Raw genomic sequence first — 26964 nt, forward strand, 5'->3', positions numbered from 1 at the left:
CAGCCTAACTACCAGGTCGAGCCGCCGCGCTGGACTTCGATCAGCTTGGGGCGGACGTCCACGATGTAGACGAGGGCCGCGGCCATGGCCGGCACCCAGAAGATCATCCCCGGGCCCATCACGCTGAACAGCGCCATCGCGAGCGTCGCGCCGCCGGTGATCAGCATCCAGACGGGCTTGGTCTTGCGGTCGGCCGCGGAATAGGCGTCGGCACGCTGCAGGAGCGCGTGCACGAACGCGAAGAGCCCGACCAGCGCGCTGCCCCAGTGGACTACTTCGAGGATCCAGATGGCAACCAGCACAGCGACAGCTTACGGCAAACCGCCCGAACGACCCCGGCCCCGCCACCGGGGTGCGGTGGCGGGGCCGGGGTGTTCACGACGTTTTTACTTGTCGGCCTTGGGCTCGGTTACTTGTCGGCCTTGGGCGCGGCCGGCTTCTTCGCGGCGGCGCTGGTGGTCGTCCCGGTGGTGGTGCGGCGGGCCGGGGCGGCCGTCTTGGGGGCCGTCTTGTTCGCGACCTTGCGGCTCGCGGAACGGGTCTCGTGGGCGACGTCGTCACCCAGCTCCTCGATGGCCTCGGCGGCGTCGCCGGCGACCTCGGTCACCTTGCGGGCGGTCTTCTCGCCGACCGAGCGGGTGCGCTTGGTGAAGGTGCCCAGCACGCCGTCGACGCGCTCGCGGACCTCGCTGGTGACGCCCTCGACCTGGCCCTGCGCGGTGGCGACGGCCTCCTCGAGCTGCTCGATGGCCTTCTTGACCTGCGGCTGGGCGGAGAACTTGTCCCACGCCTGCTCGCCCGACTCGGCCAGCTTGTTGTACAGCTTGAGCGCGGCCTCGGTGTACTCGTCGATGACCTTGCGGAGCTCGGCCGGGTCCAGCTTCTCGCGGAGGCTCTCGACGTCGGTCGGCAGCTCCTGCAGGTTCTTGCGGGCGGTCTCGCTGCCCTTGGTCACGTTCTCGCGGGCCTTCGCCACGGCGTCGGTGACGGCCTGACCGGCCAGGTTGCCGGCGCCGAGCGCGGCGAGCAGCGGGGTGCGGACCTGGTCGAGGGCGGTGGTGACGGCCTTCTTGACGTCTTCGGTCTTGGGCGTGGTCATGGTTACTCCTTGGTGTTCGCGGCTGGAGTGGTGTCTGGGGTGTCCGAGGTGTCCGGTGCGGGAGACGACCCGGCGGCCGGCCGTGCCGCGGCGTTCTCCCGGCGGAAGGACTCGTAGACGTCGAGCAGGACCTGCTTCTGCCGTTCGGTCAGCTCGGCGTCGGCGCGAATCGCGTCGCCCACCGGACCACCCGTCGGCAGATCGAGGATCCCGGCTTGCACGTACAGCGCTTCGGCTGAGATGCGCAGGCCCTTGGCGATCTGCTGCAGGATCTCCGCGCTGGGTTTGCGCACCCCGCGCTCGATCTGGCTCAGGTACGGGTTGGACACGCCGGCGAGCTTCGACAGCTGGCGCAACGAGATCTTCGCGGTGTTGCGCTGCTGGCGGATGTACTCGCCGATGTCGGAAGCGATGTCCGCGACCTTCTCCATGGGACTTCCGGATCCTGATGTCCCACCGGTCTCTGCCATCCGGCCACCTCCTCGCGACCATTCCGACGGTACGCCCGAGTGCTAGCTATTGCAAGCACCCTGCTTGCAATAGTCGTTGTGGCGGTGCTCACCGCTAACGTGGTCGCATGACGCGCTCGGCCCGGCTGCGGCGGCGCCTCGTCGAGCACCTCCTCGACGAGGACGTCCTGCACGCGCCGGAATGGATCGCCGCCTTCCGCGCGGTGCCGCGCCACGTCTTCCTGCCGCGGTTCTTCGCGCCGGCGGGCGGGCTGTGGGCGGCGGTCGACCGGGACGACCCGGGCTGGCTCGAGACCGTCTACTCGCGCGACGTGCTGGTCACGCAGCTCGACGACGACCCGGACCGCTGGGAGCTCGCCCGGCGCACCGGACCGGTCGCGGGCACGCCGACGAGCTCGTCGAGCATGCCGTCGATCATGGCGATCATGCTCGAGGAGCTGCGGGTGCGGGACGGGCAGCGCGTGCTCGAGATCGGCACCGGCACCGGCTACAACGCCGCGCTGCTGAGCCACCGCTGCGGCGCCGGCCAGGTGTCCACAGTGGACATCGACCCGGTGCTCGTCGAGCAGGCGCGCGGACGGCTGGCCGCGGCGGGCTACCGGCCGGCGTGCGCGGAGGGCGACGGCGCGCTCGGATTCCCGGCCGGCACGCTGTTCGACCGGGTGCTGTGCACCGCTTCGGTTTCCTCGATCCCGCTCGCGTGGCTGGCGCAGACCACGCCGGGCGGACTGATCGTGACGACGCTGAACCGGCCGATCGGCGCCGGGCTGATCCGGCTCGTCGCCGGCGAAGACGGCACCGGGCAAGGCCACGTCCTCGCGCGCGACGGCCGCTTCATGCCGCTTCGCGCGCACCGGCTGGCGCAGGCCGACCCGCTGCCGATGCCGTCGCGGGACGACTGGGAGCAGACACGGCTGCCGATGTCGTCGGTGATCCAGCCGCGCAAGCAGTTCGAGTTCTTCGCCGGGCTGGCGATACCGGGCGTGCGGCCGGTGCGCGACGTCACGGACGACAGCGTCTCGCTGACCCACCCGGACGGCTCATGGGTCCGGCACCGCAAGCGCGCCGGCGCGGACGAGGTGGCGCAGGGCGGCCCGCGGGCGCTGTGGGAGCTCGTCGAAGCGGCGTACGTCGACTGGTGCGAACTGGGCAAGCCGGACCGCGACCGGTTCGGGGTGACGGTCACCGCGGACCGCCAGGAGTTCTGGCTCGACGAACCGGGCGGCCGCACCTGGCCGCTCGGTTAGGGCAGCCGGTCCCTGATCCACTTCTCGACGTGGTCGGCCGTCGTCTCGACGTCGGCCTCCGTCGTGTCGAAGAGGTCCACCCCGAGCTCCGGTGCCGACGTCCGGAGCCAGTCGTTGAACTCCAGCATCTCCGCGATCCGCGGCTCGTCCCACTCCCGCCAGGCCGGGCGCGCCCGCAACCGCGTGCTCAGCGACTCCGGCGTGCCGACCAGCGCCAGGTAGTGGATCTCGCTGAAGAAGGCGCGTTCCGGCAGGGGTTCGAACTCCGGGGGCACGACCGTTCCGCACAGCACGACCGGGCGGCCGTTCTGGTGCAGCATCGCCGCCATCCGGAGCCACACCGCGCGGAACGCCGAGACGTCGTCGCGCAGGGCCCCCGTCCAGAGGACGTCCTGCTCCAGCACCACGACTTCACCGCCGAAACGCGCGGCCAGGAGGGGGCCGAGCGTCGACTTGCCGGCGCCGCTCGGGCCCGTCAGCGCGAACAGCGGCAGCCGCCAAAACGGCCACCGGTGTCCGCACCGGGCGCATTCCAGGGAACCCGCGGCGACGACCGGGCGGTCGGCCCGATCGCCGCACGACGGGCAGATCCGCAGGTCGAGACCCACCTCAGTCGAAGAGGTTCTCGAGGAAGCCGCGCTTGCGGTGGCCGTGCCCGTACGGCCTCGGCGAATCCGAGTACCCGCGGTGCGGCCGTGGCGAGTCCCCGTACCCGCCGCGGTAGGCCTTGGGCGAATCCGGGTAGCCGCCGCGGTACGGGCGCGGCGAGTCGGGACGGCCGTGACCACCCTGGTAGGGCGGTGGCTGCTGGCCGTAGAACGAACTCTCCGCGCCGGAGATCGCTTCGAGCTCACCGCGGTCCAGGAAGATCCCGCGGCAGCCTTCGCACTGGTCGATGTGGACGCCGTTCTTGTCCACGGTCCGCATCTGGTTCTGACACTTCGGACAAATCACACATGCGAGACTACGCACAAATCCGTCAGCAGGCGCAGAGGCAGAACGGGTGGCCGACCGGATCGGCGTAGACGCGGAACGTCTCCGGCTCGTCGTCCAGCAGTTTCGCGCCGAGGCCGAGCACGCGCACGTGCGCCGCTTCCAGGTCCGTGACGTTGAGGTCCAGGTGCATCTGCTGGGGGTTCTCCGCGTACGGCCACGCCGGCGGCCGGTAGTCGGGCACCCGCTGGAAGGCGATGCCCGCGCCGCCCGCGGGGTTGGCCAGCGTGACCCAGTGACCGTCTTCGGCGGCTTCGGGCGCGTCCCACTCCAGCACCGCCCGGTAGAACCCGGCCAGCGCCAGCGGGTCGGGGCAGTCGAGGGCCACCACACCCAGCGTCGGTACCGCACTCATCGTCGCTCCCTTCGATCGCGAGTAACCATCGAACGAAGTATGAGGGTTAGCGCATGCGGGGACAACCACCGACCGCCGTACACTGGGTTCGTGCACACCGACGCGTCTCTCGTCGTGGAGTTCCTCAACACGGTCAACGTCGAAGAGGGCACTGACCTGCTCGAAGATCCCGGGCAGTGGCACAGGTGGGCGGCCGGCCGCGCGTTGACGGCCAACCCCGCCCCCGAGGCCCGCGCGGCCCGCGACGCCCTGCGCGCCGCGATCGGCGACCCCCGCCTACCGGGCGGCAGCCTCGACGTCGGCACGCGGATCTCCCTGACCGACGACGGCCCGGCCCTGGTAGCGGAAGACGTCGTGGGCGCGGTGTTCGCGGCGTGCGCGAGGCTGGTCGTCCGCGGCGACTGGATCCGCCTGAAGATCTGCCCGGCCGACACGTGCCTGTGGGCGTTCTACGACGAGTCCCGCAACAGGTCCCGCACGTGGTGCTCGATGAGGGTCTGCGGAAACCGCGAGAAGGCCCGCGGCTGGCGAGCACGGGCGGCGGAGACCGCGGCAGGCTGAGTGGCCCCGAACGCTCTCATCCGAGCGGCGGACCCTCGAAAGGCTGTGGACAACTCGGCAACCGAGCACCACATATCCACGCCCCTGCCCCCCTCACCCCTACACGTTGTGGACAGCGATTAGGCCATCACCGTGAAAACCTGTGGATAACCCCGGGGATAACTCAGCTTCCTGTGGACAACTCGTTTGAACCTCCCCCAGGTGTGGTATACGACTCAGCCCTCAGAACAGCAGCTCCGCCACCGCGTAGATGACGAGCCCGGCCAGCGCACCCACGACCGTGCCGTTGATGCGGATGAACTGCAGGTCGCGGCCCACCTGGAGCTCGATCTTGCGGGACGTCTCCTCGGCGTCCCAGCGCTCGACCGTGTCCGTGATGATCGTCGTGATCTCGCGTGAGTAGTTCTTCACCAGGTACGCCGCCGCGCCCTCGACCCAGCCGTCGGCCTTCGAGCGCAGCTGGTCGTCGGACACCAGGCGTGATCCCAGCGACGTGAGACCCAGCCGGACGCGCCGGCGCAGCTCGCTCGACGGGTCCTCCGCCGCCGTCAGCAGCATCTCCTTCGCCGTGCTCCACGCCGAGCCGATCAGCCGCTGGACCTCTTCGTGGCTCACGATCTGGCCCTTGACCTGCTCGGCGCGGGCCATCACGTCGGGGTTGGTCTGCAGGTCCTGGGCGAACTCGCCGAGGAACTTGTCCAGCGCCAGCCGCATCGGGTGGTTCACGTCGGTCTTCACCGCCCACGCGAACGAGAGCACCTCGCCGTACACCTTGTCCGCGAGCATCTCGTCGACGAACTTCGGCGACCACGTCGGCGCGCGGTCGGACACCACGCGCAGCATCGTCGTGTGGTTGTCGCGGACCCACTCGTACGCGCGGTCGCACATGAGGTCGACGAGCTTGTGGTGCGCGCCGTCGGCGAACACGCCCTGCAGGATCTTGCCCAGCGGCGGACCCCACGGCTTGTCGATGATCCGGCGCGCGACGGCCTGCTCCATGATCGCCTGGACGTCCTCGTCGCGGAGGACGCGCACCGCCGCCCGGACCACCGTGGCCAGCTCGGACGTCACGCGCTCGGCGTTGTCCTCCTGCGCCAGCCACGCGCCGAGCCGCCGCGCGATCTCGACGCGCTTCAGCTTGTCGCGGACGACCTCCTCGGACAGGAAGTTCGACCCGACGAAGTCACCGAGGCTGTTGCCCAGCGCGTCCTTCTTGTTCGGGATGATCGCCGTGTGCGGGATCTTCAGCCCGAGCGGGTGCCGGAACAGCGCCGTGACGGCGAACCAGTCGGCCAGCGCGCCGACCATGCCGGCTTCGGCCGCCGCCCGCACGTAGCCGACCCAGCCCGGCCAGCCGCTCGACTGGGCCCAGCTGGTCAGCAGGAACACGACGGTCGCGCCGACCAGGAACGACAGCGCGACCAGCTTCATCTTGCGCAGTGCGCGCCGCTTTTCCTCTTCGCCGGCCGAGCCGCCCGGCGGGTCGGCGGGCGTCACCTTGGCGGGGGTCAGTTGCTCCACACTGCCATTGTCCGCGAGGATCGGTGATCGTGCGCGAACCTGCTCTCGTCCCCCGTCTCCGGCCGTTCACCTCGACCATCTTCGCCGAGATGACGGCGCTCGCGGTCAAGCACGACGCCGTCAACCTCGGCCAGGGCTTCCCGGACACCGACGGCCCGGCCGGCATGCTCGACGCGGCGAAGAACGCGCTGTTCGGCGGGGCCAACCAGTACCCGCCCGGCCCCGGGCGCCCCGAGCTGCGCGCGGCCATCGCGCGGCACCGGCTGCGCTACGGCACCGAGTACGACCCCGACACGGAGATCCTGGTCACCGCGGGGGCGACCGAGGCCATCACCGCGACGCTCATCGCGCTGACCGAGCCCGGCGACGAGGTCATCGTCATCGAGCCGTACTACGACTCCTACGCCGCCGCGGTCGCGATGGCGGGCGCCGAACGCAAGGTCGTCGGGCTGGTCGAGGGCGAGGACGGGCGGTTCGGCCTCGACGTCGAGGGGCTGCGGGCCGCCGTCACGCCGCGGACCAGGGCGATCCTGGTCAACTCGCCGCACAACCCGACCGGCACGGTGTTCACGCGCGCCGAGCTGGAGGCGCTGGCCGCGCTGTGCGTCGACCACGATCTCATCGCGATCTGCGACGAGGTCTACGAGCACCTCGTCTTCGACGGCAACGAGCACATCCCGCTGGTCACGCTGCCCGGGATGCGCCCGCGGACGGTGAGCATCTCCAGCGCCGGGAAGACGTTCAACTGCACCGGCTGGAAGATCGGCTGGGTCTGCTCGACGCCGGAGCTGGTCGCGGCGGTGAAGGCGGCGAAGCAGTTCATCACCTTCGTGTCCGGCGGGCCGCTGCAGCCGGCCGTCGCGCACGCGCTCGACCACGAGCTGCCCTGGGTCGACGGCCTGCGCTCAAGCCTCCAGGAGAAGCGCGACCGGCTTTCGGCCGGGCTGGCCGACGCCGGGTTCGCGGTGCGGCCGACGGCGGGCACGTACTTCGTCTGCGTCGACGTGCGGCCGCTGGGCTTCACCGACGCCGCCGACCTCGCGTGGGAGCTGCCGAGCCGGGTCGGTGTCGCCGCGGTGCCCGTCAAGGTGTTCACCGATCACCCGGACGAGTGGAAACACCTCCTGCGTTTCGCGTTCTGCAAGCGCAATGAGGTCATCGACGATGGCGTCACCCGATTGCGCAAACTGGTCTGACGACCCCGGCGACAAGGCGGAAACTTTCCGGCCGTGAATTCGCGGCGGGAAAGTCGGCGCACCGCGCGCGCCGAGGCCGGGCGCACCCGGCGGCCGGCTCGACACGCCGCGGCGGGGTCGACCGGTTGCCGTAGCCGCCGGTGACGCTCCGCGATCATGAAGGCGATTCCGTGTCTGCGGCGCCGCCTGGCGAGCGCGGTCCGGACCAGCGGGTGTCCGGCCGCCGGTGATCACGGACCGGAGCGGGTCCGAGCGGCGCGGATCCCGGTTCGCCGGCCACTGTGGACCCGTTCGGCCCAGCGCTAGTCCCACCCTCCGGGCGCCTGTCCGATCGCCCGGCCGAAACCGGGCCGCGCGCACCCAAAGTCGCTGTGCAGGCACGTAAAGCGACCGCGTTGCCGGAAACATCAGGTCAACGCTCGAATGTGCAATTTGCAGTACTCGTCCGAATGGCCGCAGAGGAGCACCCGAACGGCACTGAGAGTGATCAACTCGTCGGCCCCAGATACCTTGCCCGGTCGGGCCGTTCCGCCTTACGGGCTGGATCGAACGCGGGAGAGATGAAAGACTCCCGAGCGGTGCTAGAAAGAGTGCAGCCCCGGGGGAACTGCGACCTGGCCGGAGAAAGACCCCAGCAAGAACAGAATCTCGAGCGAGCATCGCGAGAGTTTCAGGCGCGGACGGTGGTGGTGGCGGTGAGCAGCACGGCGAACGCGCGCCGCAGCGCTCCCGCGCAGCCTGCGCTCACAGCGGGTGAAACCCCCGCGCGCGGCCGCACGCCGCGGCCGTGGACGGCCTCGCTGCAGCGCCCCGCCGCCAAGATCCTCGTCGCCGGCGGCCTCACGCTGGCCGGCTGGCTGCTCACCGGCGCACTCTCCGGCAGCACCGCGAACGCCGCCGAGGCCACCGGGTGCGAGCACCCCGCCGCGTCCACTGTGGAGCACCGCGGCCTGCTGGAAGGGCTCCACCTCAAGAGCCACCGCGAAACCACCACGTGTGCGCAGCAGCCGGCCGGCGACACGGCCGACACCGCGAAAACCGCGACCAAGACCGAGACCGAGACCGAGACCGAAGCCGTCGCGAAGCAGTCCACGAAGGACACTCAGACCACCGAAGAGCCGGCGGAACCGGCGGCCAAGGCGAAGGCGACGTCGTCCGGCGGCCTGCTCGGCGGGCTCGTCGGCGGCGTCCTCAACGTGGTCGGCGGCACGCTGAACACGGTCACGACCACCGTCAACGGGACCCTGCAGACCGTCGGCGCCGTCACGGACACGCTGTCCCACACCGTCCTCGAGCCGCTCACCCAGCCGCCCGCGAACAACCCGGACGCGCCCGTCCTGCTCCCCCTCGACGACATCCTGAGCCCGATCCTCAACGGCGGCTCGAACTCGGGCGGCGTCACGGTCACCGTGCCCGGCGTCACCGGGGGCACCACCACCCAGGCGACCACGTCCGCCGTCGCCGAGACCACGCCCGCCGAGGCGCCCGCGACGACGTCGTCGCAGACCTCGCGGGTCGCGGTCGTCCACCTCGTCGAGGTGCAGAACACGCTGCCCGCCAAGCAGGAGCAGCCGCGCGACTCCGGGGTCCACGCCCGCAACGGCGGCGGCGACTCCACCCCGGGCCTGCCCGGCGGCACCAGCGCCCCGAGCGCGCCGGCCCCGACCGCGGCGGCCGGCCACGACGGCCCCGGTGGCGCCCGCCACCCGTTCGCCGTCCACACCGACCGCGTCACCACCACCCAGCTGAAGCTGATCGGTGCCAGCCTCGACCACGACGTCGACGGCGCGGGCAGGGAAGCCGCCCTGCCCACCACCTCCCCCGACTGACTCCTGACCGGGCAGCCGGGGAGAACTGCGTCCAAAACAAGATCAACTGGACGCGCGCCCACGCCGTGATGGCGTGACGATTCCCCTGCTCCAGTACGAAATTCGTGACTCCTTCACGTCTCGTGACGCGCCATCGCGTCCGACGTACCCCAGGGGCTGAAAGCCATGCGAAACCACAGTCTTTCCGACCGGCCGACCGCGCCCGGCCGGGTCGGATCCCGGTCCCGGCGCCGCGCTGCCCCCGTGGCGCCGGGACCCACACCGGGTGCGCTCCGGGAGTTTTCGCTCACCGCGCCGAGCGAGATCTCGCAGTACCGAGAGCGCGCCTGAACCGCGGGCTTCCCGGCACGTCGAGGGGCTGTGCCGGGAAGCCAGCGGTTACCCGCGAGCGGGGTCACGTCCGCGAACGGGGGTGTGTACGAATGAACCGGTGCGCTGGATGCACATGAACGCCGCCCATCCCTGGGAGCAGGCTCGCATCCAGCGCACCGGTTCGTCCGTTTCAGGCGATCGGCGCCGCCAGTGATTCCGGGGTGCCGCTGACCGAGGCCGCCGCGGCGCTCAGCCGCCGGACCGCTTCGTCGATCTTGTCCGGCGGCAAGGAGAACGGCAGCCGGATCCAGCGCTCGAGGCCGCCGTGGACGCCGAACCGGGAGCCGGGCGCCACCTGGACGCCGTGGCTCGCCGCCGCCACCGCCAGCCGCGAGCTCACCGGCTCCGGCATGCGGCACCACAGCGACAGGCCGCCCTTCGGCAGCGTGAACGTCCAGTCCGGCAGGTACCGGTGCACCGCGCCGGCCAGCGCGTCGCGGTATCCGCGCAGCTCCTCGCGCCGCCGGGCCAGCGCGGTCTCGTCGGCCAGCAGCTCGGTGAGCACGATCTGCTCGAACACCGGTGACCCGAGGTCGACCGCGTAGCGCGCCGAAACCAGCCGGCCGAGCAGGTCTTCCGATGCGCGGATCCAGCCGAGCCGCAGGCCGCCCCAGTGCGTCTTCGACGCCGAGCCGACGCAGATCGCCAGGTCACCGGCGAACGCGGCCAGCGGCGGCGGCCCGTGGAGCGGGTCGCCTTCCAGGTCCAGCTCGACGAGCGTCTCGTCGACGACGACCGGCGTCCGGGCGCGGGCCAGCACGGTGCCGAGCCGTTCGCGGCCCTCGGTGTCCAGCCGCAGCCCGGTCGGGTTCTGGAAGTCGACGACGAGGTAGGCGAACCGCGGGTTCGCCTGGCGCAGCGCCGCGTCGATGCCCGCGATGTCCCAGCCGCGCGCCCCGGTCGGGTCGAGCGCCACCGGCACCGGGATCGCGTGCGCGGCGCGGATCGCTTCCAGCGCGTTCGGGTACGTCGGCTGCTCGACGAGCACGCGGTCGCCGGGGCCCGACAGCATCCGCAGGACCAGGACGAACGCGTGGTGCGCGCCGTTGGTGACCATGACCTGCGCGGGCGTCGTCGGGAGCCCGCGCTCGGTGTAGCGCCGCGCGATCTTCTCCCGCAGGCCGAGCAGGCCGCGTTCCTGGTAGCCGTGGTCCCCCAGGTGCTCGGCGAGCCGGAAGCGGGCCGCGTCGACCGCCGCGGCGGTGCCCGCGATGGCCGGCGACGACGCGTGCGTGAAGTCGATCGAGCCGTCGTTCACCGGGGCGAGCGGTCCGCGGCGACGACGTCCGGGTGCGGCGATCCACGACCCCGCGCCCCGGCGGCTCGCGACGAACCCGTTCTCGCGCAACCGGTCCAGGGCCGCGCCGATCAGCGTCCGGCTGGCGCCGAGCGCGTCGGCCAGCTCCCGCTCGGCGGGCAAGCGGGTGCCGAGCGGGAGCTGGCCGTCGAGCACCTGCAGCTCGATCGCCGCGGCCAGGTCGACCGCACCCTGCCGCGATCCGCCTTGCCGCCACGAGCCCAGCATGACGGCCAATCGGGGACCGGAGATGCGTCCACCTACCGGGATGACGGGTTCCATAAGGCCAATATCCTGGAATTGGCTATGGTTTACAAGGCCACATGAAGCCGATAGTGGAGTCGTGGCTCAGATCGATCTCCGGCCCGTCCGGATCTCCCGTGACCCCGTCCGCCGCAGCGTCCAGCTGTTCGCGGGCCTCGCCCTCTACGGCACCAGCGTCGCCTTCGTGACCCGCGCCGGCCTCGGCCTCGAGCCGTGGAGTGTGCTGGCCGAAGGCGTCCTGAAGCACACCGGACTGACGTTCGGCACGGTCACCGGGCTGATCTCCGTGGTCGTGCTCCTGCTGTGGGTCCCGCTGCGCCAGCGGCCCGGGATCGGGACCATCGCGAACGTCGTGGTCATCTCGGTCATGGTCGACGTCGTCCGGGCCTTCCTCCCGGACCAGCACGACCCGGGGTGGCAGATCGCGCTGCTGGCCGGCGGGGTGGCGCTCAACGGCGTCGCGACCGCCACGTACGTCGGCGCGCGGCTCGGCCCGGGCCCCCGCGACGGCCTCATGACCGGGCTCGCGGGGCGCACCGGCTGGTCGGTCCGGCTGGTGCGCACCGGCATCGAGGTCATCGTGGTCGCACTCGGCTTCCTGCTCGGCGGGACCGTCGGCGTCGGCACCGTGCTCTACGCGCTGGCCATCGGCCCGCTCACCCAGGCCCTGCTGCCGCTGACCACCTGGCGTGAGAGCTAACCCGCTTTGCGCTGCTGCACCGCCCGGCGCAGCGTCAGGTAGTCGGCGCCGCGCCGGGCGAGGACGTCGTCAGTGCCGCGCTGCTGGGCCAGCGCGAGCAGGATGTGCTCCTGCCCGAGGTGCTTGTCCCCCAGCCGGACGGCTTCCTTGAGGCTCAGCTCCAGGGTCTTCTTCGACTGGGGCGTGAACGGGACGTGCCCCCGCTTGGCCGGCCCCAGCCGGCCGGCGAGCGCGCCCTCGCCGTGGGTCCGCTCGACGCTTTCGACGATCTGCTCGACGTCGATGCCGAACTCGGTGAGCGCCTCGGCGTCGGCGTCGCTGACCCCGCCCCGCCGTCTCGTCCGCTCCAGTTCCGCGGCCAAGTCGTCGGTGGCGACGCCCAGCTCGGTGAGCAGGGGGACCCCGGTCTTGAGCAGCCCGGCCAGCAGGTCCACCGGCCCGACTTCCACCGAGCCGGACTGCCGCGCCGTCATCTGCGCTTCGACTACCGCGAGCCGCGCGTCCGCCGTGAACCGCTCGAACATCAGTGCCTCCCGTACTTCTTGTGCACGGCCTGCCGGCTGACCCCCAGCTCGGCGGCGATCTCCTGCCACGACCAGCCGTTGATCCGCGCACTGCGGACCTGCACGGCCTCGAGTTGTTCCACCAGCCGCCGAAGCGCGGCGACCGCGCGAAGCCCCACCCGGGGATCGCGGTCGCCGGCCCGGGCGGCCAGGTCTGTCGCTTCCGTCATGTCTGTCAACCTACGTTGACAGGTGCGGTGTTGTCAACCTGAGTTGACAGTGGCGGCGGGAAGGTCGATCGCTGTGGCTGCCGGCCGCGCCCCGCGCGTTCCCAGCGCCGGCCGCCTCGCGCGCCCCCGCAGCCGGGGCCCGCGGTCAGCGCCACCCGCCGCACCCGCGCGCGTTCACCAGCGCCGACCTCCGCACCGCCGCCACCCGAGTCATCCAGCGGCCGGCGCCTCCATAGCCGAGACAATCGCACGGCGGAAGAAGGCAGCGGAGCTTCGGCGCGAAGGTCCGCGGCGGCCGACGTACAGTCGGGTGATGCCCGAGATCGTGATCGCCGAGCGGGCCGGGGTGGGCGCCGACGGCCACCCCCGCCCGACCGAAGACCACGTCGTCGTGCTGGACAACGCCGTCCTCGTGCTCGATGGCGCCACCTCGCCGGACCCCGCGCTGCCTCCGGGCGGCTGGTACGCCGAACGGCTGGCCCGGCGCCTCGCCGACGACCTCCGCGCGGCCCCCGAAGCCGACCTGACGGACCTCCTGACCAGCGCGATCGCCGTCGTGACGGCCGAGAACGCCCTGCGTCCGCAGCAGTCGCCGTCCAGCACGGTCGCCGCCGTGCGGTGGCTCGGCGACCGCGTCGAAGCGCTCGTCCTGGCCGACAGCCCGGTCGTCGGGTTCGGTGGCTTCGGTGTCGACGTCGTCTCCGACGACCGGCTCGCGCGGCTGCGGCGGCGCGGGATGCTCCAGACCGGCGCGGACGTCCGGCGCCGGCGCAACGCCCACGACGGCTTCTGGGTCGCCGAAGCCGACCCCGGCGCCGCCGCGCACGCCGTCCGCCGCAGCTGGCCACGGCATGACGTCGACGCCGTCCTGCTCGCCAGTGACGGCGTCTCCATCGGCGTCGACCAGTACGCCCTGTTCGACTGGCGCGAAGTTCTGGCGATCACCCGCGCCGACGGGCCGGACGCCGTGCTGGACGCCGTCCGGACCGCGGAAAAGCAGGATCCGGACGGCGAACGCTGGCCGCGTCCGAAGCGCCACGACGACCAAGCCCTGGTACTGATCGACTTCGCATCCGGGGGAATTCAGGGTCTTCCCTGATCACGGCCGTCCGGTTCTTCGAGAACCTGGATGGCATGGGGACGGAACAGGGGAAGCGCACGAGACCGTGGCGGCTCGTGGCGCTGGGCGCGATCGGCTGGGGGCTGTTCACGGCCGTAGTGCTGCACATCATCAGCTCGCACAACCCGGTGTACGACACGCTGTCGAGCTACACCGTGACCGACCGGGGCGAAGGCATGCTCGCCGCGAGCGTGTTGTCGCTGGCCATCGGCTCGCTGGCGGTGCTCGGCGCGCTGCACGCGGCCGGCGTCCCGCTGTCGCGCACGACCCGGCTGCTGCTCGCGCTCTGGTCGCTCGGGATGGCCGCGGCCGCGATCTTCCCGGCCAGCTACCCGGAAGCGCCCGACCCGGTCAGCGGCGAAATCCACCTCTACGCGTGCCTGATCGCGTTCCTGAGCCTGCCCGGCGCGGCGATCTCGCTGCTGGAACCGTTGCGGGGACGGCCTGAACGCGTCGCCATCGTGCGGGCGATCCGGCTGAGTGCCGTCGCGTTCGGGCTGTTCGCGGTGAGTTTCGTGCTGGTGCGGCTGAGCGAGGCCGGGATCTGGCTGTTCCCGCAGATCTCGGACGCGGTCCCGATCGGCGTCACGCAACGGCTGCTGATGCTCGCCGACGTCGTCCTGATCCTCACGCTGCTGTGGGTCGCGACCCGGCTCGAGTCAGCCTTCGACGGCAGCCGCGAATTCGGGCGCATAGCCGTACAGGCCGGGCATCCCGCCGGTGTGCAGGAACACCACGTGGTCGTCGGGGGCGAAGTGGCCCGCCCATTCGACCAGCGCGGCGGCCACCTTGCCGGTGTACACCGGATCGAGCACAACCCCCTCGGTGCGCCCGAAAAGCCGTAGCGCGTTCCAGACGGCGTCGGTCGGGATGCCGTAGCCGGGGCCGAGGGTCGAGTCGCTCATCTTCGAGTGCCTGAACGCCGGCGGCTCGACGCCGAGGAGCTTGGCCGCACCGGCGACGAGGTCGCGGAGGTTCTCCGTGGCCTCGTCGAGCGGGTGGCTGACGCAGGCGATGCCGACGCCGAGGTTCCCGAGCAGCCCGGTGGCCAGCACGACACCGGCCGCCGTGCCACCACTGGCGTGCGGGATGACGAGGTGGGCACGCTCGACACCGCGTTCTTCAAGCTGCTTCGCGAGTTCGTACGTGGCGCGGACATAGCCGAGCGCGCCGAGGTCGTTGGAGCCACCGACCGGGACGGTGGCGACCTTCCGGCCTTCGGCGGCGGCTTCGGCGACGAGACGGTCGTAGGTGCGGCCGGTCTCCTCACCTTCGGCGCAGACGTGGACGGTCGCGCCGAAGAGCTTGTCGAGCGGGATGTTGCCGCCACGCTCGTACGCTTCGCCGTCACGAGGGACCTTCGCGGTGAGGACGAGTTCGCAGCGCAGGCCGAGCTTCGCGCACGCGGCAGCGGTCTGACGGCCATGGTTGGTCTGGAGCGCACCGAAGGTGATCACGGTGTCCGCGCCGGCTTCGAGCGCGGCGCCGAGGTGGAATTCGAGCTTGCGGAGCTTGTTGCCACCGGCGCCGAGCGGGTTGACGTCGTCACGTTTGAGCCAGAGGTTCCGCAGGCCGAGCGCTTCGCCGAGCCGCGGTGCTTTCTGCAGCGGCGTGGGCCAGCCACCCAGGTCGACGCGCGGGATCGCGGCTAGAGCGGCGTCGGGGAATCCGGCGAAGTCGAACGTCATGAGCCCAGTCTGCCGCAGCCGTCGTGAGTGAGAAACCGTGTTCCAACCCGGTTTCTCACTCACGACCGGGCTGGCCAAAGACCGCCGGTATCCGGTAACGTTCGTTCGAACGAACGAGAACCTCCGGGGGCCGACATGACAGCTACGAGCCTGGACTTCACCGGTCTCACCCAGCAGGCCGCGCAGCTCGCCGCCGGCGAAGTCACGTCCGCCGAGCTGACCGCGACAGCCCTCGGCCGGGCGCACGCGAGCCAGCCCACGCTCAACGCCTTCCGGCACCTGCGCGACGACGCTGCTCTCGCCGAGGCCGCCGAAGCGGACCAGCGACTGAAAGCCGGCGACCGCAAACCCCTGCTCGGTGTGCCCGTCGCGATCAAGGACGACGTCGACATCACCGGCCTGCCGACGTCCTTCGGCTGCGTCGGCGAGTTCCCGTGCGCCACCACCGACGCGCCCGCCGTCGCGCTGCTGCGCGAGGCCGGCGCGATCATCATCGGCAAGACCAACACGCCCGAGCTGGGCCAATGGCCGTTCACCGAGGGCCCGGCCTTCGGTGCGACGCGGAACCCGTGGCACCCCGGCCACACACCCGGGGGTTCTTCGGGCGGGAGCGCGGCCGCGGTGGCGTCGGGGGCCATCGCGGCCGCGCTCGGTTCCGACGGCGCCGGCTCGGTGCGCATCCCGGCCGCGTGGACCGGGCTCGTCGGCATCAAGCCCCAGCGCGGCCGGATCCCGACCGGCGGCGAGCTGTTCCACGGCCTGACCGTGCTCGGCCCGCTCGCCCGGACCGTCGGCGACGCCGCCCTGCTGCTGGACGTCGTCGCCGCGACCGGCACGACGTTTCGGACCGCCGCCGCGCGTGAACCCGGCCGGCTGCAGATCGGGCTGTCGACGCGGATCCCGTTCACCGCCACCAAGACCCGGCTCGACCCGGTCGTCGAAGCGAACGTGCGGCGGCTCGCGGAGTCGCTCGCCGGCCTGGGCCACGAGATCGTCGAGGTCGAGCCGGACTACGGGCTGATCGGCCTGACGTTCCTGCCGCGCTCGCTCACCGGCGTCCGCGACTGGACGCTGCGGGTGCCCGACCGCGCCGGGCTCGACCCACGCACCCGCAGCAACGCCGGCCACGGCCGTCTGCTGGCCGGGCCCGCGCTGCGGCTCGCGCGGGCGCTGGAGCCGGGGCTGCACCGGCGGATCGGCTCGGTCTTCGGCCGCGTCGACGTGCTGCTGACCCCGACCACCGCGACCCCGCCGCCGCCGATCGGCACCTTCGACGGGCTGTCCGGCTGGGAGACCGACCAGGCCATGATCGCCGCCTGCCCGTACGCTTGGCCGTGGAACGTGCTGGGCTGGCCGGGGGTCAACGTCCCGGCCGGGCTGACCGCCGACGGGCTGCCGCTGGGCGCGCAGCTGCTCGGCCCCTCGCACGCCGAGGAGCGGCTGGTTTCGCTCGCCGCGCAACTGGAAGAGGTCGAACGGTGGCCGGAGCGGCATCCCGAGACAAGCTGGTAAGCACCCGGGAAGCCATCCTGCGCGGCGCGCTGACGGTCGTCGGCGAGCACGGCGTCGGCGGCCTGACGAACCGCCGGATCGTGGCCGCCGCCGGCGTCTCGCTCGGCACGCTCACCTACCACTTCCCCAGCCAGACGGCGTTGCTGCGCGAAGCGATGCTGCTGTTCGTCGAGGAAGAGACGGCGAAGCTCGGCGCGATCGTCGACGGCTACCGCGCCGAGGGCCTCAGCGTCGAGCAGGCCGCGTCGGTCGTCGAGCACGTGATCGCGCAGCTGCCGTTCGGCGCCGACGAGCTCGGCGCGCACGAGCTGTACCTCCAGTCCGCCCGGGATCCCGAGCTGCAGGAAGCCTCTTCGCGCTGCTTCGCGGCGTACGACGAGCTGGCCGTGACGATCCTGTCGGCCGTCGGTGTCCCGGAGCCGCAGCGGCTGGCCGGGCCGGTCGTCGCGCTGATCGCCGGGCTCCAGCTGCGCCGGCTGGCGACGGGCGAGGCCGACACACCGGTCGCCGGGCCGCTGATGATGCTGATCCGCGGGGCTTGATGGCGCGGCCGATCGTCCGCGGCACGGCGGCGTGGAAGTACTTCGGCGACTTCCGCGACGCGCTGCTGGCCGGACAGGTCCTGGTGCTGCAGGTCGCGCACCCCGTCGTCGCGGCGGGGGTCCGGGATCATTCGGACTACACGTCGGATCCCTGGACGCGGCTGATGCGGACGGGCGCGTCGCTGTCGATCTACGTCTACGGCGGTGCCGCGGGGGCGCGGGTGGAGGCGTCGCGGTTGCGCGCTCTGCACCGTTCGTTCACGGGGTCTCTCGACGGACGGCGCTACAGCGGGCTCGACCCGGCCGCGTACGCCTGGGTGCACGCGACCTTGGTGAAGGTTCCCGTTGACGCACAACGGTTTTTCGGCCGTCCACTGTCACCGTCCGAATTGGACGAATACTACGCGCAGATGTGCGACGTCGGACGGCTGCTCGGTGTGCGCGAGCGCGACCTGCCGCCGGACTGGACGGCGTTCGAGCGCTACTACGACGACATGGTGGCCGGTTTCGCGACGAACCCGACCATCGAGGAGCTCTTCGAGACGATCCACACGGTCCGGAAGCCGGTGCGGTGGCTGCCCGACTCGGGGTGGCGGTGGCACGCCCGGACCCAGATGTTCCTGCTCCGGGCGACGTTGCCGCCCGGACTGCGCACCCGCCTCAGTCTACAGTGGACACTTCGCGACCAGCGGCGGTTCGACCGGTTCGCCCGCGCAGTGCGGATTCTCGCGACGCCGATCCCGGCCTGGCTGCGGACCGCGCACATGCGGTGGATCGGCAAGCTCAACGTCTGGCTCCGCGCCCATCCGAAGGTCTACCAGCGTCTCATCGGCGGCAACGGCCCCGGCGCTACTCCTCGCGCCCACTGACCCGGGCGTAGTGCGCGCGGGCCTTGGCCCGGTTGCCGCAGCGGGCCATCGAGCACCACTGCCGGTTGCGCCTCGGGGAGGCGTCGCAGAAGCGGATTCCGCAGTCGTCCGCGGCGCAGATGCGGACGTCCGCGTCGCTCGCCGCCAGGTCGATCGCGTCCGCCGCGAGGGCCGCGAACGCCGAGGCCACCGGATCCTTCGCGGCCGGCACCTCACGACGCAGCACACCGTCCGCCAGCACCAGCCGCAGCGTCGGTGCCGGCGCCGAAGCCGCCGCGTTGTTCACCAGGCCGACGTCCATCTCTTCGGGCGCCCGCAGCACCCGGTCGATCGCTTCCCGCAACGCCTTCGCCGCCAGCACGTTCCCGGCCGTCACCGGCACCGGCGCCGTCGTGAAGCCGGCGCGCACGAGCCACTCCGCCAGCGCGTCGGGCCCGGTCAGCAGCTCGACGCCCTCGGCGTACCGGGAGCGCAGCGTGTTGACCAGGTCGAGGCACGGCCGTCCGCCGTCGAAAGCCCACTCCATGGCCCCACTCTAACCGTTGCGGAAGGTTAGAAGTGCGGCTACCTTCTAACCGTATGAACAGGTTAGAAAGCACGGCCACGGTCAACGGGCTCCGGATGCACTACCTGCGCGCCGGCGAAGGGCCGCCGCTGTTCCTCCTGCACGGCTGGCCGCAGACGTCGCACTGCTGGCACCGGGTCCTCGAGCCGCTCGCCGAGACGCACACCGTCATCGCCCCCGACCTGCGCGGCTACGGCCGCACCGACAAGCCGCGGACCGGCTACGACAAGCGCACGATGGCCGCCGACGTCGCCGGGCTCGCGGAGCACCTCGGCTTCGGGCGGGTCGCCGTCGCCGGGCACGACCGCGGCGGCCGCGTCGCCCACCGCTGGGCCCTCGACCGCCCGGACCAGGTCGACCGCGTCGCCGTCTTCGACATCGCCCCGACCCGCGCGATGTGGCAGCGCCTCGACACCGGCATCGCGAAGGCCTACTGGCACTGGCTCTTCCACCTCCAGCCCGACCTGCCGGAGCTGCTCGCCGGGCAGAACATCGCCGCCTACCTCGGCTACTTCTTCGAGCGCTGGACCTACCAGCGCCACACCCTCGACCCGGACGCCGTCGCCGAGTACGTCCGCGCCTTCTCCCAGCCCGGCGCGCTCCGCGCCGGTTTCGACGACTACCGCGCGTCCTTCCCGGACGACGCCGAGCTCGACGACGCCGACTTCGCCGCCGGAAAGCGCGTCACCCAGCCACTTCTCGCGCTCTGGGGCGCGAACGGCCTGCTCGGCACCCTGCCGACGCTCGAGATCTGGCAGGAGTACGCGAACGACGTCACGGGCGCGGCACTGGCCGAATGCGGACACTTCCTGCCCGAGGAACAACCGGCCGAAGTCGTCGCTCACCTGCGGAAGTTCCTGCGCCCCTGAGACCCCCGGGGGCTCCGATCCCCCGCACTGGGGACCGGAGTTCCCTCCCCGCCGTGACGCCCGCCACGGTCCTCCGTCGCTAGGTTCGCTCCACGATGGGGACCAAATCGAGAGCCGCGCTGCTGATGCTGCTGGCCGTGCTGGGGATCGCACTGGCCGGCGGGACTGCGCACGCCGACGGAGCGCCGTCCGGCACCGACATCCAGGTCGCGCAGACACTCGGCGCACGCGAGCTGACCGTGATCATCCGCCGGGTCGACGGCACGCCGTCGCCGCTGCGGGTCGACGTCGTGACGCACGAGGGCACCGCGCCCGGGACGCTGCACCTGGCCGTCGCGGCGGACGGCGTCGTGACGTCGAGGGGTGACGTCGTCCTCGGTGCCGAACCGGGCGTGTACCCGGGAAACCTCCAGGTCGGCAAGCCGGGGCCGTGGGAGCTGAGACTGGACGACGGGAGCGGGACCACCGCGACCATCCCGTTCATCGTCCCGGCGCGGGTGGTTCCGCCGTGGGAGAAGGCGACCTACGGCGGGTTCGTCGCCGCGGGCGTGTTCCTGCTGCTGGCTCTCGTGGTGGCGATGCGGGCGAAGAGAACCGCCTTCGCCCTGATCCCGGCCGGTGGCGTGGTCGCCGCGATCGCCGTCGCGGTCACCGGCGCGCTGCTGTCGGCGAGCACTCCCCCGCCACCCGCGCCCGGCAGCCAGCTCGATCCGACGTACGACAACGTCACCGACCCGTACGCGAACACCCAGCTGTCCACAGTGGACTACTCGCGGCCGCCGGTGAACCTGGCCGTCGAAGCCGAGCGCGGCGAGGTGACGCTGAACCTCACCGACGGCGCCACCGGGCGCCCCGTCGACGACCTGCTGATCCACGACAACGCACTCGTGCACCTGGTGCTGGTCTCGCCGTCCGGCCGGATGAGCCACCTGCACCCGGTGCGCGTCGGCCCCGGCGACTACCGCGTCGGCGTCGCCGATCCGGAAGCGGGCACGTACAGCGTCGCCGCGGAGCTGGTCCGGCGCGGCGGCGGGGTCCAGCTCGTCCGGTCCACTGTGGACCTGACGGGCACCGCCGCACCCGCACCCGAACCCGCCGGCGCCGGACCGCGGACGGTCGACGGCACGCCGGTCGACCTCACGATCACCCCCGGCACCCCGACGACCGTCACCGCGCACTTCCGGACCCAGGACCTCCAGCCGTGGCTGGGCATGCTCGGCCACCTCATCGTGGCCGGGCCGATCACCGGCCCGGACGTCGGCGCGGCCGCCGCGAAGGCGCCCACCTGGGCCCACGTCCACGCGATGATCCCGCCGGTCGCGGGCCAGCTCGACCGGCCCGACGAGACCGTCGCCGCGTACGGGCCGGACGTCAGCTTCACCTACACCTTCGCCGCGCCCGGCCGGTACCGGATCTGGCTGCAGGCCGAACGCGGCTACCGCGTGCTCACCATCCCCGCCGTGGTGGACGTCCCGACGACAGGAGCCGGACGATGAAACGCCCCAAGGTGCTGATCGCCGCGGTCGCGCTGGTGGTCGTGGCCGGCGCCGCCTGGCTGTTCTGGCCGGCCGGTGCCGCCAAGGCCACCACGCAGCAGGCGGTTTCCGGGCCGTACACGGTCCAGTTCTCCGCGGACCCGCCGCGCATCGGCGGCAACACGTTCGCGGTCGCGGTGACCGGGCCCGCACCCGACAGCGTCCTCGTCGAGCCGGTCATGGCGCAGATGGGACACGCGTTCGCCCCGGTGCTCGCCGTGGCGGACAGCCCCGGCCGGTTCCGCGCCACCGGGGTCTCGCTGCCGATGTCCGGGCAGTGGGAGATCTCCGTGTCGCTGCGCGGGCCGGGAGGGCCCGCGCAGCTCGTCTTTCCGTTGCTGGTCAAGTAGTCAAGAGAAAGGTTCGGGGGAATGGATCTCACCGCATCCGGCGTGCGCACCACGTCGGTGGCGAAACAGGCGCGAACGGGGTTGCTGCCGGCGAACGTCGTGCTCGGCGGTTCGCTGTTGTCACTGGTCGGGCTGACCTGGGACATCCAGTGGCACAGCGACGTCGGGCCGGACACGTTCTTCACGCTGCCCCACCTGTTCCTGTACGCGGGCAGCGCGGTCGTCGGACTGGCGAGCCTCGCCGTCGTGCTGCTGACGACGGCGGCACGGCGCGCGGGACGCCCGGTCGACCCGCGGATCGGCGGGCGCGTGGTCAACGTGTTCGGCCGGACCTTCGCGGCGCCGCTGGGCTACCTCGTCTCCGGCGTCGGCGCGGCCACGTTCCTGCTGTACGGCCTGTGGGACCAGTGGTGGCACGGGCTCTACGGCTTCGACGCGGTCATCGACTCGCCGCCGCACATCGGGCTGCTGCTGTCGATCACGGTGTCGCTGATCGGCACGACCGCGGTGTTCGCCGCGGCGCGGGAGCACCGCTGGGGCCGGATCGGCACGCTGGCCTCGCTGACCGTGCTGCTCACGTTCGGGCCGGTGCTCGCGCTCGGCCTGCAGCAGGTGCCGGACGACTACGCCGACGCCGTCTCGATCGGCTGCTCGATGATGGCCGTGCTGCTCGTCGCGGTCGGCGCCGGGTTCCTGCGCCGGCCGGGCGGGGCGGTCGGCACCGCGGCGCTGGTCGCGGCCGTGCAGGCGGTCTTCTGGTGGTTCTCGCCGTGGGCCGCCCAGGCCTACGCGGACCTCGTCGGCCTGCCGATGCGCGACGCGATCTCCGGCGTGCCGGAAATGCCGTCGCTGACGCCGATGGCGTTGCTGCCGGTGGCCGCGCTGATGGAGCTGGGCTTCCTGGCCGGGCGACGCCGGGGGTGGCGCGCGGGCCGCGTTTCGGTGGTCGTCGGCGGGATCGCCGGGCTGCTGATCGGGCTGAGCCTGCCGATCCAGCGCGTCCTGCTCTACACCGGCGCGCACCTGCCGCCGGCCTGGTACCTGACGACGACGGCCGTGCTCAGCGGCCTGCTGGGGCTGCTCGGCGGGTTCGCCGGGTGGCGGTTCGGCGGGATGCTCTGCCTGCTGGCGCCCGCGAAGAAAGGGGAAACCGCTGATGCGTAAGACGTTGCTCGCCATGGCGGCCGTCGCCGGGCTGCTGTTCGCCACCGCGGCGCCGGCGAACGCCTACGAGCCGGTCAACATCGTGCACACCGAGCACGTGCAGGCCGGGCCGTACGGGATGACGATCGGGTTCAGCACCTGGCCGCTGAAAGCCATGCAGTCGCTGGACTTCACGTTCATCCCCGACGGCGGGATCGACGACAAGTCCGGCACGCTCACGATGATCAACCCGGAGGGCGGGAAGAACCGCACGCAGCCGCTGGTCCGCCACCCGCGCAAGCTCGAGGTCTGGGGGCTCGACGTCCGGTCGATGCCACGACCGGGTGACTGGACGTTCCGCTTCACGGTCAACGGCCCGGCCGGGTCCGGCACGGGCGACCTGAAGGCGCTGCCGGTGCTCGAACAGCCCGGGCCGCCGATGGGCTTGAGCTGGGCGATCAGCACGCTGCCGTTGATCGGGCTCGTGGTGCTGGTCGTGCTGGCCTGGCGCCGGACCCGGAGCCGGTTGCGCGGGGGTGGACTTCCGGCAACCGGGTGAGATTCCCCTCACAATCGGCACCCGGGCGTATCCGCGGCGTCGCGAAGGCCTCCTTCTCCAGTGACGGGGAAGGGGGCCTTCGCCATTTTTCCAGGACGCAGCTCGGACACGATCACCGCGGTGGGGGATGGATCAGGCGGGCAGGTCGAACTGCCCGGCTTTCACGGCGACCAGGAACGCTTCCCACTCGGCGGTGTCGAACACGAACACGGGGCTGGTCGCGAGCTTGGTGTCGCGGACACCGATCAGGCCTTCGCGGCCGAGGTTGACCTCGACGCAGCTCCCACCATTGGGTTCGCTGGCGAACGACTTCTCCCAAGCAGCCTCTTGGAACAGGGACACGGCCGTGTTCGGATCGTAATCCGCGAACGACGGATAATCCGCCATGGGTCGTACCTCCGAGGATCGTTGGGGGGCGCGGCCGTGACCTGGTCGAAAGTACCCGCTCCCGGCTACTCAGTGTCTCAATGGAGTACGCCACACGGCCAAGCGGGTGATCAACTAGGTCCGGCCTCGACATGAAGATTATTCCAGGAGTAGGATTAATCGCATCGGCCGGGGCGCTGGTGTCGGTGAATGACTGCCTGCATGCGACGGGCGGTCCCCGAACGCAGGCCACTGGTTGACGACCGACCAACCACCACCGCAGGACCTCATGGGGGAGGATCAGCGTGATCGTCGAGGACAGCGCGCCACCGAGCGCGATTGTCGTGGGCAGGCTCGCCAGCGGAACCGCAGGCGAGGCCCGCCGGGTGGTCCACGTCTTCGGACTGGATGCCACCCGGGGAACGAGCGAGCTGGTCCGAACCAAGTGCGGGGAAGCGCTTTCCCGTGCCGACGTGGAATGGCTGGCCCCCGGGGCCGGCATGCCGTGTGAACCCTGTCTCGGACTGACCGGCGGCGAACGTGCCCGGTCACCGCGACGAGAGCTGGGGGTGTAGACGATGGCCGTCCGGATGAACTCGCTGTTCCGCCGCGAGGAGGAGCACCGTGGCCGCCGCGGGATCGGCAACGAACTGAGGAACCGCTTCGGCTTCAGCCTGATCCAGGCGCCGCTGCGCAAGACGACGACGTGGGCCGCGGACCAGGACCTTCCGCAGCAGCGCCACTCCGACGGCTTCCGGACCACCCGGCCGCTGGAGGCCACGATCGACCTGACCCCGCTGCTGCGCGGGCGGATCGGTTCGCGCGTCTGAAGCCCTGAACTGCCGTACCACCACCAAGAGCCCCGGTTCCCTGATGGGACCGGGGCTCTCGCCGTTCGTGGCTACCGTTTCCGCAGCAGCAGGCGTCCCTGACGGAAGGGGCGCTCCCCTTCGACGGGCTCGCGGTACATCCGTCCGACCTCGACGAGCCCGGCCGCGGCCGCCAGCGCCATCAGTTCGTCGAGCGGCCACCGGTACGCCGTCGTGACCTTGTGGTCGAACTCCGAAACCGGGCCGTCCCCGGACTCGAAGCACCCCAACAGAACGTGACCACCGGGCGCCAACGTCCGGGTGAATTCGGCGAAGTACCCCGGAATCTCCGACGGCGGCGTGTGGATCATCGAGTACCACGACAGGATCCCGGCGAGCGACGCGTCGGGCAGGTCCAGCGCCGCCATCGAACCGACTTCGAACCGCAGCCCCGGCAGCGCGGCGCGGGCCAGCTCGACCATCGCCGGCGACACGTCGACGCCGAACGCGTCGACCCCGAGCGAACGCAGGTGCGCCGTCAGGTGGCCGGGCCCGCACCCGAGGTCGGCGACCGGCCCGCGGCCGCGCACGAACTCCGCGAACGTCGCCCACGCGGACCGGTCCAGCGGGTCGCCGTCCCAGATGTCGCGCACGAACTCCGCGTACTGGACGGCGACCGCGTCGTACGCCGCTGTCACGGTTTGCGGCCGAGGCCGCAGATGTGGCCGACGAACGAGGGGTCGTTCGCGAGCTTCTTCGTCGCCCGCGACTCGATCTCCTCCGGGTGCCACTCCGGCAGGTAGACGATGCCCGGCTCGACGAGCTCCAGGCCTTCGAAGAACGTCGTGAACTCCGCCTTGCTGCGCAGGTGCAGCGGGGTGCTCGACCGCTGGTACTGCGCGACGATCGACTCGCGGCTTTCGGCGTCGGCCATCGCGTCGAGGCCTTCGGTGGTCAGGTGCGAGGACAGGAAGTACGAGCCGGACGGCAGCAGCGAGAGGTACTTCTGGATGGTCTGGGCCACCGGCTCGTCCGGGCCGAGGAAGTACAGGACGCCGACCATGATCAGGCCGATCGGCCGGTTCGTGTCGAGGACGCCGGTGTCGAGCGCGCGCTTCCAGATGTCGGCCGGGTCGCGCAGGTCGCCCTGCAGCACCGCGTGCCGGTCCGCGACACCCTCCTTCTCCAGCAGCACCTGCGAGTGCGCCACCGCGACCGGCTCGTTGTCGACGTACACGCACCGCGCGTTCGGGTTCACCTCGGCCGCGACCTCGTGGACGTTCCCCACCGTCGGCACGCCCGACCCCAGGTCGAGGAACTGGTCGATGCCGTTGCGCGCCAGGTAGCGGACGCCGCGGCCGAGGAAGTCGCGGCCGACGCGGGCGACCGTCTTGATCATCGGGAAGGTCTTGACCGCCTGCTCACCGAACTGGCGGTCGATGGCCCAGTTGGCGTCGCCGCCGAGGAACCAGTCGTAGATGCGGGCCGCGTTCGGCCGGTCGAGGTCGACGCCTTCGGGGGCCTCGGGATCCTGCGTCGTCATTTTCGTCCTCCAGGCTTGCGGCCGACACCGCCGACCACGCTCGCGAGGGGGACCGGGGCGGCGCCGGGCTCGGGGCGCCACTCTCCCACAGGCACGATCCCGGGGTCGACGACGTCGAAGTTACCGAAGAACACGGCGATCTCGTCGAGCGACCGGGAAATCGCGGGAGAGCTCGACCGCTCGGACAGCTGCACGAGCCGCCGGATCTGCGCCAGCTCGTCGCCCTCGACGCCGGACTCGGTCGCGTGCGAGAGCACGTACGCCGATCCCGGCGCCAGCAGCGTCCGGTAGTCGCGGATGGCTTCACGCACGCCGGTGACGTCCGGAAGGAAGTGCAGCACGGCCACGCTGAGCAGGCAGATCGGCCGCTCGGGGTCGAGCACCCCGGTGGCCAGCGCGGCTTCCCAGACCTCCTCGGCGTCCCGCAGGTCGGCGTGCAGCACGGCGTGCCGCTCCGGATCGCCCTCTTCGTCGAGCAGGATCCGCCCGTGCGCGACGGCCACCGGCTCGTTGTCGACGTAGACGCAGCGGCTGTCCTCGGCGTACTCGTCGGCGACCTCGTGGACGTTGCCGGCGGTCGGGATGCCGGAGCCGAGGTCGAGGAACTGCGTGATGCCCTCGGCGACGCAGTGGCGGACGGCCCGGCCGAGGAAGTCGCGGTTGCCGCGCGCCAGGGTCTTCGCCAGCGGAAACGCTTTCACGGCCAGCTCACCGTACTGCCGGTCGACCGCCCAGTTCGCGGTGCCGCCGAGCGCCCAGTCGTAGATCCTCGCCACGTTCGGCCGGTCGAGGTCGACGGCGTCGGGGAGGAAGTCGGGGTCCACGATGTCCCCTTCGGGCGGCACTTCCGGTGGCTT

The 26964-nt window shown here is 71.6% G+C and carries 31 protein-coding genes and 1 pseudogene; 16 read left to right on the forward strand and 16 right to left on the reverse strand.

Features of this window, described 5'->3' with window-relative positions; all coding sequences use genetic code 11:
* Positions 1 to 8 precede the first annotated feature (8 nt).
* The 3 genes from ACZ7OU_RS03900 to ACZ7OU_RS03910 form a co-directional block, all read right to left on the reverse strand.
* On the reverse strand, positions 9 to 302 hold the full coding sequence (locus ACZ7OU_RS03900; protein ID WP_470254140.1) for a DUF2516 family protein: 294 nt from the start codon (positions 300 to 302) through the stop codon (positions 9 to 11).
* A gap of 107 nt (positions 303 to 409) precedes the next feature.
* Positions 410 to 1099, reverse strand: a complete 690-nt coding sequence (locus ACZ7OU_RS03905; protein WP_470254141.1) for a hypothetical protein — start codon at positions 1097 to 1099, stop codon at positions 410 to 412.
* 2 nt (positions 1100 to 1101) lie between these two features.
* Positions 1102 to 1530 (reverse strand): helix-turn-helix domain-containing protein, encoded by a 429-nt coding sequence (locus ACZ7OU_RS03910; RefSeq protein ID WP_470239705.1) that lies wholly within the window; start codon positions 1528 to 1530, stop codon positions 1102 to 1104.
* Between the two features lie 146 nt (positions 1531 to 1676).
* Here ACZ7OU_RS03910 and ACZ7OU_RS03915 point away from each other — a divergent pair, with 146 nt between their 5' ends.
* Positions 1677 to 2816, forward strand: a complete 1140-nt coding sequence (locus ACZ7OU_RS03915; RefSeq protein WP_470254142.1) for a methyltransferase domain-containing protein — start codon at positions 1677 to 1679, stop codon at positions 2814 to 2816.
* Here the strand turns inward: ACZ7OU_RS03915 and ACZ7OU_RS03920 are convergent.
* The 3 genes from ACZ7OU_RS03920 to ACZ7OU_RS03930 are packed head-to-tail and all read right to left on the reverse strand — an operon-like array spanning position 2813 to position 4164.
* On the reverse strand, positions 2813 to 3424 hold the full coding sequence (locus ACZ7OU_RS03920) for a P-loop nucleotide/nucleoside kinase family protein (protein ID WP_470254143.1): 612 nt from the start codon (positions 3422 to 3424) through the stop codon (positions 2813 to 2815). The genes ACZ7OU_RS03915 and ACZ7OU_RS03920 overlap by 4 nt on opposite strands.
* A 1-nt stretch (position 3425) precedes the next feature.
* The gene (locus ACZ7OU_RS03925; protein WP_470240766.1) at positions 3426 to 3767 is read right to left on the reverse strand and encodes a TFIIB-type zinc ribbon-containing protein; all 342 of its coding nucleotides are present in this window, start codon (positions 3765 to 3767) and stop codon (positions 3426 to 3428) included.
* A 28-nt stretch (positions 3768 to 3795) separates the two neighbouring features.
* Positions 3796 to 4164, reverse strand: coding sequence for a VOC family protein (locus ACZ7OU_RS03930; protein ID WP_470254144.1), 369 nt, complete (start codon positions 4162 to 4164; stop codon positions 3796 to 3798).
* 90 nt (positions 4165 to 4254) lie between these two features.
* On the opposite strand from ACZ7OU_RS03930, the gene ACZ7OU_RS03935 reads away from it, so the two are divergent.
* Entirely contained in the window at positions 4255 to 4725 is a 471-nt protein-coding gene (locus tag ACZ7OU_RS03935) for a CGNR zinc finger domain-containing protein (RefSeq protein ID WP_470239709.1), read from the forward strand.
* Between the two features lie 222 nt (positions 4726 to 4947).
* On the opposite strand, the gene ACZ7OU_RS03940 is transcribed toward ACZ7OU_RS03935, so the two are convergent.
* Complete coding sequence (locus tag ACZ7OU_RS03940) at positions 4948 to 6246, reverse strand: DUF445 domain-containing protein (RefSeq protein WP_470254145.1); 1299 nt, start codon at positions 6244 to 6246, stop codon at positions 4948 to 4950.
* 29 nt (positions 6247 to 6275) lie between these two features.
* Here ACZ7OU_RS03940 and ACZ7OU_RS03945 point away from each other — a divergent pair, with 29 nt between their 5' ends.
* Positions 6276 to 7442: a pyridoxal phosphate-dependent aminotransferase gene (locus ACZ7OU_RS03945; RefSeq protein WP_470254146.1), complete on the forward strand. Its 1167-nt coding sequence runs from the start codon at positions 6276 to 6278 to the stop codon at positions 7440 to 7442.
* 695 nt (positions 7443 to 8137) lie between these two features.
* Positions 8138 to 9271: a hypothetical protein gene (locus ACZ7OU_RS03950; protein ID WP_470254147.1), complete on the forward strand. Its 1134-nt coding sequence runs from the start codon at positions 8138 to 8140 to the stop codon at positions 9269 to 9271.
* Positions 9272 to 9773: 502 nt separating this feature from the next.
* On the opposite strand, the gene yczR is transcribed toward ACZ7OU_RS03950, so the two are convergent.
* The gene (gene yczR, locus ACZ7OU_RS03955) at positions 9774 to 11222 is read right to left on the reverse strand and encodes a MocR-like transcription factor YczR (protein WP_470239713.1); all 1449 of its coding nucleotides are present in this window, start codon (positions 11220 to 11222) and stop codon (positions 9774 to 9776) included.
* 61 nt (positions 11223 to 11283) lie between these two features.
* Here yczR and yczE point away from each other — a divergent pair, with 61 nt between their 5' ends.
* On the forward strand, positions 11284 to 11904 hold the full coding sequence (gene yczE, locus ACZ7OU_RS03960; RefSeq protein ID WP_470254148.1) for a membrane protein YczE: 621 nt from the start codon (positions 11284 to 11286) through the stop codon (positions 11902 to 11904).
* Here yczE and ACZ7OU_RS03965 read toward each other — a convergent pair.
* Both ACZ7OU_RS03965 and ACZ7OU_RS03970 read right to left on the reverse strand, forming a co-directional pair.
* Positions 11901 to 12428: a Clp protease N-terminal domain-containing protein gene (locus ACZ7OU_RS03965; RefSeq protein WP_470239715.1), complete on the reverse strand. Its 528-nt coding sequence runs from the start codon at positions 12426 to 12428 to the stop codon at positions 11901 to 11903. The genes yczE and ACZ7OU_RS03965 overlap by 4 nt on opposite strands.
* Complete coding sequence (locus ACZ7OU_RS03970) at positions 12428 to 12637, reverse strand: helix-turn-helix domain-containing protein (RefSeq protein WP_284750436.1); 210 nt, start codon at positions 12635 to 12637, stop codon at positions 12428 to 12430. Before ACZ7OU_RS03970 ends, ACZ7OU_RS03965 begins: the two co-directional genes overlap by 1 nt.
* A gap of 313 nt (positions 12638 to 12950) precedes the next feature.
* Here ACZ7OU_RS03970 and ACZ7OU_RS03975 point away from each other — a divergent pair, with 313 nt between their 5' ends.
* On the forward strand, positions 12951 to 13736 hold the full coding sequence (locus ACZ7OU_RS03975; protein ID WP_470239716.1) for a protein phosphatase 2C domain-containing protein: 786 nt from the start codon (positions 12951 to 12953) through the stop codon (positions 13734 to 13736).
* 35 nt (positions 13737 to 13771) lie between these two features.
* Positions 13772 to 14338, forward strand: a pseudogene (locus ACZ7OU_RS03980) (DUF998 domain-containing protein); the annotation flags it as partial.
* A 78-nt stretch (positions 14339 to 14416) separates the two neighbouring features.
* On the opposite strand, the gene ACZ7OU_RS03985 reads toward ACZ7OU_RS03980, so the two are convergent.
* Positions 14417 to 15445: a D-cysteine desulfhydrase family protein gene (locus ACZ7OU_RS03985; RefSeq protein WP_470254149.1), complete on the reverse strand. Its 1029-nt coding sequence runs from the start codon at positions 15443 to 15445 to the stop codon at positions 14417 to 14419.
* Between the two features lie 135 nt (positions 15446 to 15580).
* Between ACZ7OU_RS03985 and ACZ7OU_RS03990 the strand changes: the two genes are divergently transcribed.
* The 3 genes from ACZ7OU_RS03990 to ACZ7OU_RS04000 are packed head-to-tail and all read left to right on the forward strand — an operon-like array spanning position 15581 to position 18368.
* The gene (locus ACZ7OU_RS03990) at positions 15581 to 16957 is read left to right on the forward strand and encodes an amidase (protein WP_470254150.1); all 1377 of its coding nucleotides are present in this window, start codon (positions 15581 to 15583) and stop codon (positions 16955 to 16957) included.
* Entirely contained in the window at positions 16924 to 17499 is a 576-nt protein-coding gene (locus ACZ7OU_RS03995; protein WP_470254151.1) for a TetR/AcrR family transcriptional regulator, read from the forward strand. Before ACZ7OU_RS03990 ends, ACZ7OU_RS03995 begins: the two co-directional genes overlap by 34 nt.
* Entirely contained in the window at positions 17499 to 18368 is an 870-nt protein-coding gene (locus ACZ7OU_RS04000) for an oxygenase MpaB family protein (protein ID WP_470254152.1), read from the forward strand. Before ACZ7OU_RS03995 ends, ACZ7OU_RS04000 begins: the two co-directional genes overlap by 1 nt.
* On the opposite strand, the gene ACZ7OU_RS04005 is transcribed toward ACZ7OU_RS04000, so the two are convergent.
* On the reverse strand, positions 18349 to 18894 hold the full coding sequence (locus tag ACZ7OU_RS04005; RefSeq protein WP_470254153.1) for a CGNR zinc finger domain-containing protein: 546 nt from the start codon (positions 18892 to 18894) through the stop codon (positions 18349 to 18351). The two genes, ACZ7OU_RS04000 and ACZ7OU_RS04005, sit on opposite strands and share 20 nt — an antisense overlap.
* Positions 18895 to 18947: 53 nt before the next feature.
* Between ACZ7OU_RS04005 and ACZ7OU_RS04010 the strand changes: the two genes are divergently transcribed.
* From ACZ7OU_RS04010 to ACZ7OU_RS04030, 5 genes are all read left to right on the forward strand, one after another.
* Positions 18948 to 19802 (forward strand): alpha/beta fold hydrolase, encoded by an 855-nt coding sequence (locus tag ACZ7OU_RS04010; RefSeq protein WP_470254154.1) that lies wholly within the window; start codon positions 18948 to 18950, stop codon positions 19800 to 19802.
* A 95-nt stretch (positions 19803 to 19897) separates the two neighbouring features.
* Entirely contained in the window at positions 19898 to 21298 is a 1401-nt protein-coding gene (locus ACZ7OU_RS04015) for a hypothetical protein (protein WP_470254155.1), read from the forward strand.
* Positions 21295 to 21687 carry a FixH family protein gene (locus ACZ7OU_RS04020; RefSeq protein ID WP_470239724.1) on the forward strand — a complete coding sequence of 131 codons (393 nt, stop codon included), beginning with the start codon at positions 21295 to 21297 and terminating at the stop codon, positions 21685 to 21687. Before ACZ7OU_RS04015 ends, ACZ7OU_RS04020 begins: the two co-directional genes overlap by 4 nt.
* 21 nt (positions 21688 to 21708) lie before the next feature.
* Complete coding sequence (locus ACZ7OU_RS04025; protein WP_470254156.1) at positions 21709 to 22851, forward strand: hypothetical protein; 1143 nt, start codon at positions 21709 to 21711, stop codon at positions 22849 to 22851.
* Entirely contained in the window at positions 22844 to 23389 is a 546-nt protein-coding gene (locus ACZ7OU_RS04030) for a hypothetical protein (protein WP_470254157.1), read from the forward strand. The genes ACZ7OU_RS04025 and ACZ7OU_RS04030 overlap by 8 nt, the downstream gene beginning before the upstream one ends.
* 132 nt (positions 23390 to 23521) lie before the next feature.
* On the opposite strand, the gene ACZ7OU_RS04035 is transcribed toward ACZ7OU_RS04030, so the two are convergent.
* Entirely contained in the window at positions 23522 to 23776 is a 255-nt protein-coding gene (locus ACZ7OU_RS04035; RefSeq protein ID WP_285482105.1) for a DUF397 domain-containing protein, read from the reverse strand.
* Positions 23777 to 24333: 557 nt separating this feature from the next.
* Here ACZ7OU_RS04035 and ACZ7OU_RS04040 point away from each other — a divergent pair.
* Positions 24334 to 24585 (forward strand): hypothetical protein, encoded by a 252-nt coding sequence (locus tag ACZ7OU_RS04040; RefSeq protein ID WP_470239727.1) that lies wholly within the window; start codon positions 24334 to 24336, stop codon positions 24583 to 24585.
* Positions 24586 to 24656: 71 nt separating this feature from the next.
* On the opposite strand, the gene ACZ7OU_RS04045 is transcribed toward ACZ7OU_RS04040, so the two are convergent.
* From ACZ7OU_RS04045 to ACZ7OU_RS04055, 3 genes are read right to left on the reverse strand one after another with little or no spacing between them, the layout of a single operon-like run.
* Positions 24657 to 25262, reverse strand: a complete 606-nt coding sequence (locus tag ACZ7OU_RS04045; RefSeq protein WP_470254158.1) for a class I SAM-dependent methyltransferase — start codon at positions 25260 to 25262, stop codon at positions 24657 to 24659.
* Complete coding sequence (locus ACZ7OU_RS04050) at positions 25259 to 26107, reverse strand: SAM-dependent methyltransferase (RefSeq protein ID WP_470254159.1); 849 nt, start codon at positions 26105 to 26107, stop codon at positions 25259 to 25261. Before ACZ7OU_RS04050 ends, ACZ7OU_RS04045 begins: the two co-directional genes overlap by 4 nt.
* Complete coding sequence (locus tag ACZ7OU_RS04055; RefSeq protein ID WP_470254160.1) at positions 26104 to 26931, reverse strand: SAM-dependent methyltransferase; 828 nt, start codon at positions 26929 to 26931, stop codon at positions 26104 to 26106. Before ACZ7OU_RS04055 ends, ACZ7OU_RS04050 begins: the two co-directional genes overlap by 4 nt.
* Positions 26932 to 26964 lie beyond the last annotated feature (33 nt).

Source organism: Amycolatopsis sp. NPDC114505 (assembly GCF_055633615.1).